The sequence below is a fragment of the Polaromonas sp. 39-63-25 genome (assembly GCF_002278925.1).
Taxonomy (GTDB): domain Bacteria; phylum Pseudomonadota; class Gammaproteobacteria; order Burkholderiales; family Burkholderiaceae_C; genus Polaromonas.
In genome coordinates, this window is record NZ_NCJH01000006.1 from 260,433 (window position 1) to 274,660 (window position 14,228).

Consider the following 14,228-nt stretch of genomic DNA (forward strand, 5'->3'; position numbering starts at 1 on the left):
TTTCATAGCTTGAAGCGCTTGTCCAGAAAGGGCTGGACGCCAATTTCTTTATGAAACTGCGGCTTCTGCGCTGCAATAGTGGCGAATCAGGCTGAGCAACTCGTCTTCGGCATAAGGTTTGCCCAGGTAGTGGTCAACCCCGAGTTCCTTGGCGTGTTCGCGGTGCTTCTCGGCAATACGCGAGGTGATCATGATGATCGGCAAATCGCTCAGACGGGCATCGCCGCGGATGTTGCGCGCCAGGTCAAATCCGTCCATGCGTGGCATTTCAATGTCGGACAGAACCACCGTGGGACGCTCCTCCTGCAGGCGTTCGAGCGCCTGCAAGCCGTCCGCGGCCATGGAGACGCGATAACCCTCACGCTGCAGCAGACGCTGGGTCACGCGCCGCACCGTGATCGAATCATCGACCACCAGAATCAGCGGAATCTGCGGTGTCACTGGGACAGGCGAGGAGACGGACAAACCGCGCTCGTCGCCAGCGCCGGATTGCTCGAGCATGTGCGGCTCGGCGCTGTCGGAACTCCAGGCGCGGGCCTGCTGCCCGTAAACAGATGCGAGTGCAACGGGGTTGTAAATCAGGACAACGGCGCCCGAGGCCAGCACCGACATGCCCGCCAGACCCGGCAGGCGGGAAAGCTGCGGGCCGAGGTTTTTAACCACCACCTCCTGGTTGCCCAGCACCTCGTCAACGTGCAGGGCCAGCCGCTGCGCGGCGCTTCGGAAAATGACCACCGGTGCGGTTTTGCCCTGGGGCTCGCTGCTCATGCGGGAGACCTGCAGCAAGGCGCCTGACCAGAAAAACGGAACCGCTTCGCCGGCGACATCGAGCACGCCGCTGTTGTAGGCCTGCTGCAAATCCTTCGCCGAAATCCGGCGCACGGTTTCAACCACGTTGGCGGGCACACCGACGGAAGAGCCGCCAGCGCGCAACATCACCACCTGCGTCACCGCCGTGGTCAGGGGCAGCACCAGCTTGAAGTTGGTGCCCTTGCCGGCAACAGTGCTGGTTTCAATGCGGCCGCCCAGTGCGTTGACCTCGGAGCGCACCACGTCCATACCGATACCCCGGCCGGAAAGTTCGGTCACGTGCGACGCCGTACTGAAGCCGGGCATGAAAATCATGTTGGCCGCTTCGTCGTCACCGATCTGCTGGCCCGGAGCCAGCAGGCCGGAGGCAATCGCCTTCTCCCGGATACGCTCCAGATTGAGACCGGCGCCGTCATCGCGGAATTCGACCGACACGTCATTGCCCGACTGCTGCAGGCTGACGGTGATGAGGCCACTGGGGTCCTTGCCCGCGTTGGTGCGGGCCTGCATATCTTCAATGCCGTGGGCCACGCAGTTACGCAGCAAGTGTTCGAACGCCGGCGTCATGCGATCGAGCATGCCGCGGTCCATCTCGATCGTGCCGCCCTGCAGATCCAGCCGGACCTGCTTGCCGGTTTCCTTCGAGGCCTGGCGCACCACGCGGTACAGGCGCTCGGAAATACCTTCAAACTCCACCATGCGGGTGCGCAACAGGTCGCGCTGCAATTCGCGCGTCTGGCGCGCCTGGGCAATCAGATCGTCCTCGGTGGCCTCCACCGTACGCTGCAAGGTACGCTGCACGGTCGCCACGTCGTTGACCGACTCGGCCATCATGCGGGTCAGTTCCTGCACGCGCGTGAAACGGTCGAATTCCAGCGGGTCAAAGCCGAGCTGCGCTTCCTTGGCCTGTTGCAGGCGCGACTGCATCTGCGTTTCAGAGTGCATTTCCACGTCACGCAGCTGCGTACGCAAACGGTTCAAGTTGCCGCTCAAGTCGTTGAGCGAGCCTCGCAACTGGTTCAGCTCGGCTTCCAGGCGCGACCGGGTGATCATCACCTCACCGGCCTGATTGACCATGCGGTCCAGCAGCTGCGAACGCACGCGTATGGAACCCGAGGCCGCCGGACGCAAAGGTTGCAGTGCCGTGGCCTGGGCCATGGACATCATGACTTTGCGCGAACCCGGCTCGGCGGAAACGGCGGGCACGGACGGCGACGCTGCGGCCGTGTCCTGGGCATCCGTTGCCGGGGTCCCCGCCTCCTCGACCGCGGCAGCTGACAGTGGCGCCAGCGGTTCCAGCGCCTGGGCCGTTTCGCCCGGGTGGCGCAGGGCCTCAAAATTGGCCTGCATCGCGTCAAAAGTGGTCAGCAGCGCGTCAAAATCCTGCGAGGCGGCGGCATCGGAACCCATATGCTCGATATCCGACTCGATGCGGTGGGCCATCTCGCCAAGCCGCATGGCGCCCGCCAGACGTGCACTGCCCTTGAGGGTGTGCAGAGCCCGCAACACTTCGCTGCGTGCACCATGGTTGTCGGGACGGGCTGACCACTGCCGCAGAGCGCCGCCCAATTGAGGCATCAACTCGGCACCTTCTTCTTCGAAAATGGGGAACAGGTCAGGATCGATCACGTCGACCGCGTCGATCTCGTCGTCCATATCTTCACTGAACGCTGCAGACGCAAACGATGCGGCCGCGGCAACAGGTGCCGCAACCACCGCCGCGGGAATGGCAGGCGCCACCGGAACCGCGCTTGGTGCAGCCACAACAGGTGCAGCGGGAATGACCTTGACAGTCACCGAGAGGGAGCGTTCCTGTGCGGGAACTACCGTGCCCGTGAGCGAAACGCCAGCAGGCGGCACTGGCGCTGCCGGAGGAACCGCCGCGGGAACTGGTTGCTGCGATGCAACGGGGATCTCAGCAGCCTCGGAACTGGGGACGACCATGGAAGCCGCACTGGCTTCGTCGGCAAAATCAATGTCCCGCAATGCCTGAAGAATCCCGGGATCCGGCTGTTTGAGAAAGCCGGCTGCAAACTGATGCAGCAGCCGCCGGATGTCTTCGGCAGCATCGATGAACAACTTGTTGTGCCGGCCGCTGACTTGCCCATGCTGGATTTGTGTCTGCTGCAGGGCGTTCTCCAGCGCTCGCGCCATTTCAGACAGGGCTTCGAATCCAACCGTCGCAGAACTTCCCGCCAACGAATGCGTTAGCGCCAGCGTGGAGTCGCCGATGGGGCGGTCGCGCTCCATCGTCCATTCCGTGACCTCGGTGACCAGCCTGCGCGACCATTCGTCAGCTTCATTGAGATACACGTTGTAGAGCGGAATGCCAATACGCAACGACCCGATCACCTTGATCTGTTCATCCCCAGCCGTTTCGCCGGATGCCGTTTCATCGGAAGGATTCTCGAGCGATGCGGTCGGCACCTCTTCCTGCGCAGGCGCTGTCGACTGGATCTCACTGTGCTCCGGCATGGCAAAGACAAAATCGTCTGGGTCCCGCAGCGCCGCAGATTCGGGCTGAGCCGCCGGAGTTTGAACAGGTTCTTCTTCCACGGCAGGTTGACCCAGAAAATGCACGTCGAAATCACTGGCCGACAATTCCAGCGGTTCGGCCTGTTCAGCGGGCGCCGGATCAGCGAAGTCCATCTCAAACACGATCTCTGAAGGAGCAGCCTGCGCTGCGATCGGCGCGTCTGCAACGGGCCCCGACAAGGCGGCCAGGCTGTCGAAGTCAATACCCTGTATATCGGCCAGCGCTGGCGCGACCGGTGCGGCAGGCGCCTCAGCGACCGGCGCGGCGGGCTCCACATCCAACACGAAGTCGAAATCCAGATCCGTGCCCTGCTCCACTGGCAACGAGGTCACGTCCTGCCTTTGCACAACGGGCGAGGCCTCACTCGCTGCAGCAGGCGCCTGCTGCACGGCAGGTTGCTGGATCGGGCTGAAGCGCGCCTCTTCCCGCATCGCATCGGCACTGGCACGAAATGCGGAGGACGTCCAGGGAGTCTCACAGCCGGAGGCAATGTCCTCGATCCAGGCAGCAAATCCGTCCATGGCCTGCACGCACAGCGTGCGAAATTCTTCATTGGAAGGTTTTTGCTCAGCCAGCCAGCCATTGAGCATTTGCTCCATGGCCCAAGCGGCTTCGCCAAATTCGTTGAGTCCGACCATGCGCGAACTGCCTTTGAGCGTGTGGAAGGCCCGGCGCAATATCGTCAGTTCGCCGATATCTCCTGGATCAGTGGCCAGGGCGGCAAGTGCAGCCTGCGCATGGCCGGCGACCTCGCGCGCTTCCTCCAGGAAGATATCGCGCAAGTCGTCTTCCTCAAAATCGTCGGCGCCGGTGGCCGAACCTGTAGCCGCGGCCACTGGCACAACAGCCGGCGCGGCAACCTCCACCAAACTGGCGAGAGAACCCGCATTGGACTGCGGGCCCTGCCCGGCAACGGCCAGAGCAGCATCGCGGGCAGTCTGGGCAAGCGCTGGCTGATCAGCCAGCGCCGCACGGGTGGCCAGAACATCGAGTTTGACGCTCAGACTTTCGGCAGAATCGCCAGCCCGGGCATCCTGAACGACGGACAGCACTTCCTGGGACAACTCGCTGTTGACGGTTACCGCCGCAGCGGCATCCTGAGCGGTGTGGATACGACCCATCAGGGGCTTGAGCTCGCCCTTGACATCGTCGTACACAAAAAGTTTTTTCGCCAGCGTCGGCTGGTAATTGAGCATGTCAATCAAAAAGCTCAATGCACCCAGGTTGTTGCCCAGCTGCTCGAAGGTACCGGAAGAGCGCGCCAGCTGATCGTCCACCTCAGTCACCAGCATCTGCTCGACGCTCTCGCGCATGCGCAGAACCGCCTGGGAAGCCTGGTCCAGCCCCAGCACCGACAACACACCACGCATCTGCGAGAGCTGGCCGGGAACCGCGACCAGTGCTGCTTTTTCCTGCGGGTTGCGGAAGAACACATCCAGCGATTTTTCAAGTTCGCTCAGGGAAATGCGCAGTTCGCCGACGACACTGCCCATGGTTTGTTTGTCGCTGACGCGGCGGTACAACTCTTCCATCCATGATTCAAGCGGCTGCGCCTGGCCACCGCTTAGCGCGCTGTCGAGCCGCTGGGCCAGCCGGGCCGTTCGGATCGCCAATTGCGGGTCGGCGGGATCGAGATCGTCAAAAGCGGCCTCCAGGTAGAGCACGGCCGTGGCTACCTCAAGCGCCAGTTCTATCGGAGGCGCCTGGCCGGAGCGAACCGTCGCTTCAATCACCTGCGACAGCGCGGCGGCCAGTGGCTCGCTGGGCGGATGCAGCTTGACCAGCGAATCGGTCACCAGACTGAACTGGTCAGCCACCGTCTTGAACTTGCTCACGTCCCCCGCCGTCAGCGAGGACCAGGTTTCCTTGGCCGAAACAATCCGTTTGCGGGCCTGCGCGAGCAACGCGGGGTCGAAACGGCCAAACTGGACCGCCTCGTAGTCAACCGGCTTGAACCGGGCCAGACCGTAGCTGGCGCGAATGGCCGACAGAACAGGCGTATCGGCGGCACGGATCGCCACGGCCTGTGAGCAAAAAAACAGCAGATCCTGGGCCAGCCTGTCCGACGCATCGGTGCCGCCCTTGGCAAAGGACGCATATTGCAGAAGCACGCGCGATGCAGCGCGTTTGACGTAGAGATCAACCTTCAGCAAACCATGGGACAGCGCTTCAAAATAGCCGGCTGCGATTTTCCAGAACGCCCTGGGCTCGCCCGCAGGCTCGGCCTGGGCAAACCCCAGGCACATATCCCTGAAACTCTGCGCTGCCTGCGGGTCGCCCGTGCGCATGATTTTCAGGACCAACTGGTCCAGCGACTGCCTCGACGCATCATCGTAAGCGCCCGCACTGACGGTGACCGCCAGCGCCGGGTCCATCCAGCGCCATTCGTACATCCAGAGATCTGCCGGATGGATGCGATCCGCACCGACCAGCCCCTGCACATCACGGTACTGGGGGAACAGCGAAATGGCAGACACCGGCTTGTCGGCCAGCACTCCTTCGAGATATTCGGTCAAGGCGAAGCTGGCCTGTTCGACCTTCGCCGCCGCCTCCTGATTGCACTGCTCAGGCCGCTGCACAAACCGCTGCACAGCTGCCTCCATCGCGCGCAGTACCAGCGCGGGCGCACCCAAACCAACCATTTCCAGCGCACCCACGGCCTGGTGCAACTGCTGGCGCGCAATGCGCAGCTGGCTCGCGTCAAGGGCCGCGAGGTCGGAGCCTCGTGCCAATTCGGCATCACGCACAAAACGCTTCAGGGCCTTGGCAGCGCCGTCCAGGGATTTTCGAAGTTCGTCCAGCACCCACGCCAATGGACCCAGATCATTCACGGCCAGGTCGAGTTCGGCAGGAGATGAATTCGGAGCGTTCAATTGCATAGATAGCAGGCCGGTTCAGAAATCGGAGGTCACGGGCAGGAAAAAATCAGCGATGCATCAGGCGATCTTGAATCGCGAGACGGACTGCCTGAGTTCTTCGGCCATGCGGGACAAATCACGCACCTGCTGCGCCGTGGATCGTGTACCTTCTCCGGTTTGCTCGGTCACCGCAAAAATGTGCTGGATGTTGCCGGCCAACACGTTGGCCGATTCTGCTTCTCGGGAAGTCGAGGCAGAGATCTGCTCAATCAGGTCAGCCAGCCGGCGTGACACCATGTCAATCTCGGACAGTGCGGTACCGGCGCTGTCCGACAGCTTGGCCCCTTCGACCACACCCTGCGTGGAACGCTCCATGGCGCCCACCGCATCCTGCGTGTCGGTCTGAATGGCTTTCACCAGCGCAGAAATCTGGCGCGTCGCATCTGCGGAACGCTCAGCCAGTCGTTGCACCTCCTCGGCAACCACCGAGAATCCGCGTCCGGCTTCACCAGCGGACGCGGCCTGAATGGCCGCGTTGAGCGCCAGCACGTTGGTCTGTTCGGTAATGTCCGAAATCAGTTCGGTGATCTCGCCAATCTCCTGGGACGACTCACCGAGCCGCTTGATCCGCTTGGAGGTTTCCTGGATCTGGTCGCGGATGGAGTTCATGCCGCCGATGGCGTTTTGCACCGCCTGCAAACCCGTTTCGGCGGCGGTCAGCGATTGCCGTGCCACCTGGGAAGATTCCTGGGCCTGGCTGGACACCTGGTTGATTCGGGTGGCCATGTCGAGCACCGACTGGCCGGTTTCGCGAATTTCCCGCAGCTGTTCCGTGGACGCTGCCAGCAACTCGGTCGAGGTGCTTTCCACCTGGGCCGTGGTTTGCGCCACCCGGGTCACCGTGTTCTGCACACTGCCCACCAGTTGCCGCAACTCTTCCACCGTGTAGTTCACCGAGTCCGCAATGGCGCCGGTGATGTCCTCAGTCACCGTCGCCTCCTGGGTCAGGTCACCTTCAGCCACTGTCTGCAACTCGTTCATCAATCGCAAAATGGCGGCCTGATTGGCGTCATTGACGCGCTTGGCGTCCTGTTCCTGGCCTTTGGCTTCGAGCCGCTGATTTTCAGCAACACCCTGGCGCTGCCGGCTATCCAGCACCTGCAAACGAGCCAGACCTGCAGCACAAAGAAGCGCAAAGGCAGCCGCAATAGCCAGCGTCGTCAAGGCCCCGGCACCCAGACCAGTTTGCGACGACAGCTTGCCCTGGATATCTTCCAGACCCCGACGCAAGGGCTCGCTGTCAGCAATGATCGACGCCTGGGCCTCACGAGCCGACACCAGACCCTGCAAGTTGCCGAGAATTGCGCCGGCCTGCACGCGGGTCTGCTCATACAGCGCCATCAGCGCCTCGAGCCGTTCGCGGGTTTGCGGGTCCTTGGAACCCGTCAGGCGGAGCTCGGGACTGCCCTCCTGCAGGCCCTGCGCAATTTCCTTGAACGAGTTCAAATCCTTGCCCAGCAGGAACACGGCTTCGGGGCTCACGCCTTCCATCGTCAGAAATTCGTTGGCGGATTTACCGATACGCTGGGTCAACATCACGAGCTGGCCGGCCGCAGAAATTTCTGCGGGTGCCGCGTTCTGCTGGAGCTTGAGCGAAGACACCGTCTCGGCGATTTCAAGCAGATCCGAGGACTGCCGGTTGATGGTACGCAGCGCGTTGCCCACTTGCGTCAAAATCGCCTGCTGGGCCATCACAGTTGATGCATTTTTCTCGGCACGCTCCATCAGCGGCGTCACGGTGTCGACATCTGGCTGCAGGGTAACAGCGACCGGCTCCAGTCGCAGGGACTCATCGCCCGACCTCAGGCCCCGCACGGTTTTTGCCAGCACGTCCGAACTCTCGCGCACGTCCGGAAAAGCCTGGGCACTGCCCACCAGCGCCTGAGACACGGACTTCGCAAGCCGCTGCGACTGCATCAGCGATTGTCCGGTGGCAGCCACCTGCTGCGCGACCCTGTCCGCCTGGTTCAGTGCGACAAAAGTCACGGAACCGAGCACCACGACCGCAAAAGCGAGCAAGATCACCAGGATCCGCTGGTGCTCACCCATGGACCTTCGGCCCAGGACAGGCAAGGCCAGCTTTTCAACATTTTCGGAAACGTCCTCGGCGGACTGACTTTCAGGACCGTCACCGTCGCCCAGGCGCGCCATGGAGGCCGAACCCGAAGCGTCCATGGCCCCCGTTGCAAGGGGATCGACCGACATGTCCAGAGAGACACCATCCATGCTGTCCTCGGGGGGGGCAGGCTTTGTTTTGAACAGCTTCTGAATGACAGACATGGTGAGGCCTTCCTGGGAAAAAAACGTAATAGCGCTAGGCGCTGATGGTCAAAAAATGGGCTTGTTGCGCCAGCAACTGCAGGTTGATTTCCTGCCAATGCACACCGTTCGCGTCCACATAGCTGTGGCCGAAAAACTCCGGCGCGTCGGGTGATCTTTCGGCGAAGTCCGTGAATGCTTCCGGGTTGCGCAGACCGGCCAGCTTGTCGATCTGCAAGGCGCAATTGATCTCCAGAGCGCTGTTGAGCGCAACCAGACGGGACTCGGTGCGTGCCAGCTCACTGCGCGCCGGCGGCATTTTGCCGGTCACAAAACTCGCCAGATCAACCACACCGTACAGGCCGCCACGCAGATTGGCCACACCGGCAAACCAGGCTTGCGTGTAGGGCACATTCTGCGCACTGACCCAGGGGAAAATTTCTCCGGACTGATTCAGGGGGAAGAGGTATTTCCCCCCCCCTGCTTCAACAGCCAGCCAGGACGCCGAAACACCCTGTGTCTTGGCCGCCTTCAGCCTGTCGGCAAGACGGCTTTGCAGTTCTCTAAGTGCTTGTCGATTGGCCATGCTTTAGCGGGATCGGTGCGGAATCAGCCCAGCGCCTTGATTTTGGCCATCAGGTCGTCGGCATCCACCGGCTTGGTGATGTAGTCCTTGGCGCCCTGGCGCATGCCCCAGACGCGGTCGGTTTCCTGATTTTTGCTGGTACACATGATGATGGGCACGTCCGCGTACAGAGGGTCCCGGGTAATGGCGCGCGTGAGCTGGAAACCATTTTGCCCGGGCATCACCACGTCCATCAGGATCAGGTCAGGCTTGTCCTCGGCCAGCCGACGAAAGGCGTCTTCCGCGTTCTCAGCGGTTTTCACGGCAAAACCATTTTTGACCAGCAGGTCGGTCATGAACATCAACTCTGTTTTAGAGTCATCCACAATCAGAATTTTTTTAATCGCCATTACGCTACTCCTTGTTTTGCGCTGCCCAGTTCCTGAACGGTGTGCAGCAACTGGTCTTTGGTAAATGGTTTGGTCAGGTAGTCCTGCGAGCCGACCATCCTGCCTCTTGCCTTGTCGAAAACACCGTCCTTGGAAGACAGCATCACAATCGGCACATTGGAAAATTTAGGGTTGCGCTTGATGATGGCGCAGGTCTGATAACCGTCCAGACGTGGCATCAGGATGTCGCAGAAGATCAGGTCGGGCAGGTAGTCGTTGACTTTGGAGAGCGCGTCAAAACCGTCCTCCGCCAGCAACACCTCATGGCCGCCCTGCTTCAGGAAGATCTCCGCACTGCGCCGGATCGTGTTGCTGTCGTCGATGACCAAGACCTTGAGCCCCGAACTGGTAATACTCACTGACTGTGCTCCTTGTACCGCGCCGCCGGCCCGGCACCGCCCATCGCGCGTTTTTGTTTAGACACCTGGCGCGGCCATTCAGATTTGAACCATTTCAAAGTCTTCCTTGCGCGCACCGCATTCAGGACAGGTCCAATTCATCGGGACCTCGGCCCAAGGCGTTCCCGCCGCTATGCCGTGTTCCGGCGCGCCGGTTGCTTCGTCATAAATCCACCCACAAATTAAACACATCCAGGTCATTGATTGAGTCACAGCTTAAGTTGCCTTCGAATAGAATGCAACAATTGTATCGAGGCGGCGTTGCTTATTCGCTTACGAGGCAAAATTCCAGCCCTATGGCAAACCCCACCCCCACTCCTCTGGACAGCCCGCAAATGGAAACAGAGGACAGCGAAACCTCTCCCGCCTGCGTGATGAGCTTCAACGCCAATGACCCCAGCGGCGCTGGCGGCCTGACGGCGGACATCAGCGCCATTGCATCCGCCGGAGCCCACGCCCTGGCGGTCGTCACCGGCGCCTATGTGCGTGATACGGCCGAGATTTTCGATCATGTTTCCTTTGACGACGAGGCGGTCACCGAGCAGGCCCGCACGGCACTGGAAGACATGCCGGTCGCCGCCATCAAGGTAGGTTTTGTCGGGAGCCCGGAAACCATCAGCGCGATCGCGGAAATTGCGTCGGACTATGCCGATGTGCCGCTGATTGCCTACATGCCCAACCTGTCATGGTGGGAAGAAGAAGCGATCGACAGCTACCTCGACGCCTTTCGCGAACTGATGCTGCCGCAAACCACCGTGCTGGTGGGCAACCACAGCAGCCTGTGGCGCTGGTTGCTGCCGGACTGGACCGGCGACAAGAGTCCGTCGGCACGTGATATCGCCAAGGCCGCTTCCGAGTTCGGAGTGCCGTACACGCTGGTGACCGGCGTGCCCCTGCCGGACCAGTTCATTGACAACGTGCTGGCCACACCGCAGGCCATCCTCTACAGCGAAAAATTCGAGCGTTTCGAGGCGGTGTTTGCCGGCGCCGGCGACACGCTGACGGCCGCCCTGACGGCACTGCTGGCCAACGGCCACAACCTGCAGGCCGCCACGGCCGAGGCCCTGACCTACCTCGACCATAGCCTGGACGCCGGCTTTCACCCCGGCATGGGCAATATCGTGCCTGACCGGCTGTTCTGGGCCCAGGCCGACGACGACACCACGGACGCTGACGACGAAGGCAGCGATCCGGACGCTCCGCTGCCCCCCTTGCCCCCTTTTGACCTACCCACCAATGGCACCAAACACTAGTCCCGACACGTCCCGCAATGCAGCACTGTTCGAGCGCGCCAAAAAGCTGATTCCCGGCGGCGTCAATTCGCCGGTACGCGCCTTCAAGGCCGTCGGCGGCACCCCACGATTCGTGCAACGAGCCCAGGGCGCCCATTTCTGGGATGCCGACGGTCAGCGCTACATCGACTACATCGGCTCCTGGGGCCCGATGATCCTGGGCCACGGACACCCCGCCGTCGTCGAGGCGGTGCAGAAGGCCGTGCTCGAGGGTTTCTCCTATGGCGCACCGACCGAGCGCGAAGTGGAGCTGGCCGAAGAGATCGTCAAGCTCGTGCCGTCCATCGAGATGCTGCGCCTGGTGAGCTCTGGCACGGAAGCAACCATGAGCGTGATCCGGCTGGCGCGTGGCGCCACCGGGCGCAGCAAGATCATCAAGTTCGAGGGCTGTTACCACGGTCACTCCGACGCGCTGCTGGTGAAAGCCGGCTCGGGCCTGGCCACTTTTGGCAGCCCGACCAGCGCCGGCGTGCCGCCTGAAGTTGTGCAACACACGCTGGTCCTTGAGTACAACCACATCGCCCAGCTCGAGGAAGCTTTTTCAGTGCACGGCAAGGACCTGGCCTGCCTGATGATCGAGCCGATTGCCGGCAACATGAACTTTGTGCGCGCCAGTGTGCCGTTCATGAAGCGTTGCCGCGAACTCTGCACGCAATACGGCGCGCTGCTGGTGTTCGACGAAGTCATGACCGGCTTTCGCGTCGCCTTGGGTGGCGCACAAAGCCTGTATGCCCAGAGCATTCCCGGCTTCAAACCCGACATGACCGCGCTGGGCAAAGTCATAGGCGGCGGCATGCCGATGGCCGCCTTCGGTGGCACACGCGCCGTGATGGAACTGCTGGCACCGCTGGGCTCGGTCTACCAGGCCGGCACGCTGTCGGGCAACCCGGTGGCCACGGCCTGTGGCCTGGCGACCCTGCGCGAGCTGCAAAAACCCGGCTTTTATGAAGCGCTCGGCGAGCGCACCCGCAGCCTGGTCAGCGGCCTCACCCAGGCCGCGACCCAATCCGGCGTTGCTTTTTGCGGCGACAGCGAAGGCGGCATGTTCGGTTTTTTCCTGCTGGACAAACTGCCGCAGAACTACGCCACGGTGATGACGACCGACAGCCCCGCCTTCAACCGCTTCTTCCATGCGATGCTGGATCAGGGCGTGTATTACGCGCCGGCGCTGTATGAAGCCGGCTTTGTCAGTTCGGCGCATTCGGCGGCCGACATCGCCGAGACCGTCGAGGCTGCGGCCCGATTTTTTGCTGCACGCTGAACGCCGCGCAAGCCGGCCAAAGAACAGGCTTCGGCCCGTCCAACCCCGGGCAGGCGCCCCGATTGCTATCAATTAGATAGCTGTCCGCGCCCGTGGAGTAAGGGATGCAGGCACTTTTATTAATAAAAAACCGGTATCAATGCCGGAAGTGCCGCACGCCGCTGAGTACCATCACCACGCCGCGTTCGTCGGCCGCATCAATCACTTCCTGATCACGCATGCTGCCGCCCGGCTGGATCACGCAGTTCGCGCCTGCATCGACCACCACGTCGAGACCGTCGCGGAAAGGAAAGAAAGCGTCGCTCGCAACGACCGTGCCCTTGAGCGACAGGCCGGCATGCCCGGCCTTGATGCTGGCAATACGTGCCGAGTCCAGGCGGCTCATCTGTCCGGCGCCGACGCCCATGGTCATGCCATCGGCGCAAAACACGATGGCGTTGGACTTGACGTATTTGGCGACCTTCCAGGCAAACAGCAGGTCCTGCAGCTGGGCCGGCGTCGGCTGCAGCTTGCTGACCACCTTGATGTCGGCCAGCGCCAGTTCGTGGTTGTCGGCGGTCTGCATCAGCAGGCCGGAGCCGACGCGCTTGATGTCCATCAGGTTGCGGCCCTGTTGCCACGCCGTGTCGCCACCCGGCGGCAGGTCAATCTGCAAAATCCGCACATTGACCTTGGTCTTGAACACTTCGAGTGCTTCGGGCGTGAAGGCCGGAGCCATCAGCACCTCGACAAACTGTTTGGAGATCTGCTGCGCCGCCGCTCCGTCGAGCGTGCAGTTCAGCGCAATGATGCCACCGAAGGCCGAGGTCGGGTCGGTCTTGAAGGCCTTGCTGTAGGCTTCCAGCGCGTCGGCGCCTATGGCCACACCGCAGGGGTTGGCGTGTTTGACGATGACACAGGCCGGCCCGTTAAAACTCTTGACGCACTCCCAGGCGGCATCGGCATCGGCGATGTTGTTGTAGGAGAGCCCCTTGCCCTGCAACTGCCTGGCCGTGACCAACGAGCCCGGCGCCGGGTACAGGTCGCGGTACAGCGCGGCCTGCTGGTGCGAGTTTTCGCCGTACCGCAGTTCCTGCACCTTGATGAAGCGGCCATTGGCCTGGCCGGGAAACAGGCTGTGCGTGCCGTCGGGCTGGAGGCCCGAGAGGTAGTCGCTGATGGCGCCGTCGTACTGGCTGATGCGGTTGAACGCAGCCACCGACAGGGCGAATTTGGTGGCATCGGCCAGCTTGCCGGTCGACTTGAGCTCCTCAAGCACGCCGGCGTACTGCGATGCGTCAGTCAGCACACCGACATCTTTCCAGTTCTTGGCGGCCGAACGTACCATGGCCGGCCCGCCGATGTCGATGTTTTCAATCGCGTCTTCCAGCGTGCAGCCGGCCTTGGCGACGGTGGCCTCGAACGGGTAGAGGTTGACGACCAGCAGGTCGATGGTGCCGATACCATGGGTTTTCAGCGCAGCCATGTGTTCGGGCACATCGCGGCGCGCCAACAGGCCGCCGTGCACCATCGGGTGCAGGGTCTTGACGCGGCCATCGAGCATCTCGGGGAAACCCGTCAGCTCTGCGACCTCGGTCACAGGCAGCTTTTCGTCGGCCAGCAGTTTGGCGGTGCCGCCGGTGGAGATCAGCTTGATGCCGAGGGCGTGCAGCGCGCGTGCGAAGTCAACAATGCCGGTTTTGTCGGAGACGGAAATCAGGGCGTTCATGCGTTTCTTTGGTTTCTTGGGATGGGGTGCGA

At 62.1% G+C, this 14,228-nt stretch carries 9 protein-coding genes; 2 read left to right on the forward strand and 7 right to left on the reverse strand.

The window, feature by feature from the left end; genetic code table 11:
• Window positions 1–48: 48 nt before the first annotated feature.
• The 6 genes from B7X65_RS07780 to B7X65_RS07805 form a co-directional block, all read right to left on the reverse strand.
• The gene (locus B7X65_RS07780) at window positions 49–6,225 is read right to left on the reverse strand and encodes an Hpt domain-containing protein (RefSeq protein ID WP_293593718.1); all 6,177 of its coding nucleotides are present in this window, start codon (window positions 6,223–6,225) and stop codon (window positions 49–51) included.
• A 57-nt stretch (window positions 6,226–6,282) separates the two neighbouring features.
• The gene (locus B7X65_RS07785) at window positions 6,283–8,544 is read right to left on the reverse strand and encodes a methyl-accepting chemotaxis protein (protein ID WP_293593719.1); all 2,262 of its coding nucleotides are present in this window, start codon (window positions 8,542–8,544) and stop codon (window positions 6,283–6,285) included.
• Between the two features lie 34 nt (window positions 8,545–8,578).
• Window positions 8,579–9,109, reverse strand: a complete 531-nt coding sequence (locus B7X65_RS07790; protein WP_293593720.1) for a chemotaxis protein CheW — start codon at window positions 9,107–9,109, stop codon at window positions 8,579–8,581.
• A 23-nt stretch (window positions 9,110–9,132) separates the two neighbouring features.
• Complete coding sequence (locus tag B7X65_RS07795; RefSeq protein WP_293593721.1) at window positions 9,133–9,498, reverse strand: response regulator; 366 nt, start codon at window positions 9,496–9,498, stop codon at window positions 9,133–9,135.
• Window positions 9,498–9,896 (reverse strand): response regulator, encoded by a 399-nt coding sequence (locus B7X65_RS07800; RefSeq protein ID WP_096699843.1) that lies wholly within the window; start codon window positions 9,894–9,896, stop codon window positions 9,498–9,500. The genes B7X65_RS07795 and B7X65_RS07800 overlap by 1 nt, the downstream gene beginning before the upstream one ends.
• Before the next feature lie 78 nt (window positions 9,897–9,974).
• The gene (locus B7X65_RS07805) at window positions 9,975–10,148 is read right to left on the reverse strand and encodes a rubredoxin (RefSeq protein WP_293593722.1); all 174 of its coding nucleotides are present in this window, start codon (window positions 10,146–10,148) and stop codon (window positions 9,975–9,977) included.
• A gap of 122 nt (window positions 10,149–10,270) precedes the next feature.
• Between B7X65_RS07805 and B7X65_RS07810 the strand changes: the two genes are divergently transcribed.
• On the forward strand, window positions 10,271–11,188 hold the full coding sequence (locus tag B7X65_RS07810) for a bifunctional hydroxymethylpyrimidine kinase/phosphomethylpyrimidine kinase (protein WP_293593723.1): 918 nt from the start codon (window positions 10,271–10,273) through the stop codon (window positions 11,186–11,188).
• The gene (hemL, locus tag B7X65_RS07815) at window positions 11,172–12,488 is read left to right on the forward strand and encodes a glutamate-1-semialdehyde 2,1-aminomutase (protein WP_293593724.1); all 1,317 of its coding nucleotides are present in this window, start codon (window positions 11,172–11,174) and stop codon (window positions 12,486–12,488) included. Before B7X65_RS07810 ends, hemL begins: the two co-directional genes overlap by 17 nt.
• A 136-nt stretch (window positions 12,489–12,624) precedes the next feature.
• Here hemL and purH read toward each other — a convergent pair whose 3' ends face one another.
• Entirely contained in the window at window positions 12,625–14,196 is a 1,572-nt protein-coding gene (purH, locus tag B7X65_RS07820) for a bifunctional phosphoribosylaminoimidazolecarboxamide formyltransferase/IMP cyclohydrolase (protein ID WP_293593725.1), read from the reverse strand.
• Window positions 14,197–14,228 lie beyond the last annotated feature (32 nt).

Bases quoted from the DNA above. Each gene is read 5' to 3' on its own strand.
- B7X65_RS07780 (WP_293593718.1), bottom strand. From the start codon at position 6,225: ATGCAATTGAACGCTCCGAATTCATCTCCTGCCGAACTCGACCTGGCC.
- B7X65_RS07785 (WP_293593719.1), bottom strand. From the start codon at position 8,544: ATGTCTGTCATTCAGAAGCTGTTCAAAACAAAGCCTGCCCCCCCCGAG.
- B7X65_RS07790 (WP_293593720.1), bottom strand. From the start codon at position 9,109: ATGGCCAATCGACAAGCACTTAGAGAACTGCAAAGCCGTCTTGCCGAC.
- B7X65_RS07795 (WP_293593721.1), bottom strand. From the start codon at position 9,498: ATGGCGATTAAAAAAATTCTGATTGTGGATGACTCTAAAACAGAGTTG.
- B7X65_RS07810 (WP_293593723.1), top strand. From the start codon at position 10,271: ATGGAAACAGAGGACAGCGAAACCTCTCCCGCCTGCGTGATGAGCTTC.
- hemL (WP_293593724.1), top strand. From the start codon at position 11,172: ATGGCACCAAACACTAGTCCCGACACGTCCCGCAATGCAGCACTGTTC.
- purH (WP_293593725.1), bottom strand. From the start codon at position 14,196: ATGAACGCCCTGATTTCCGTCTCCGACAAAACCGGCATTGTTGACTTC.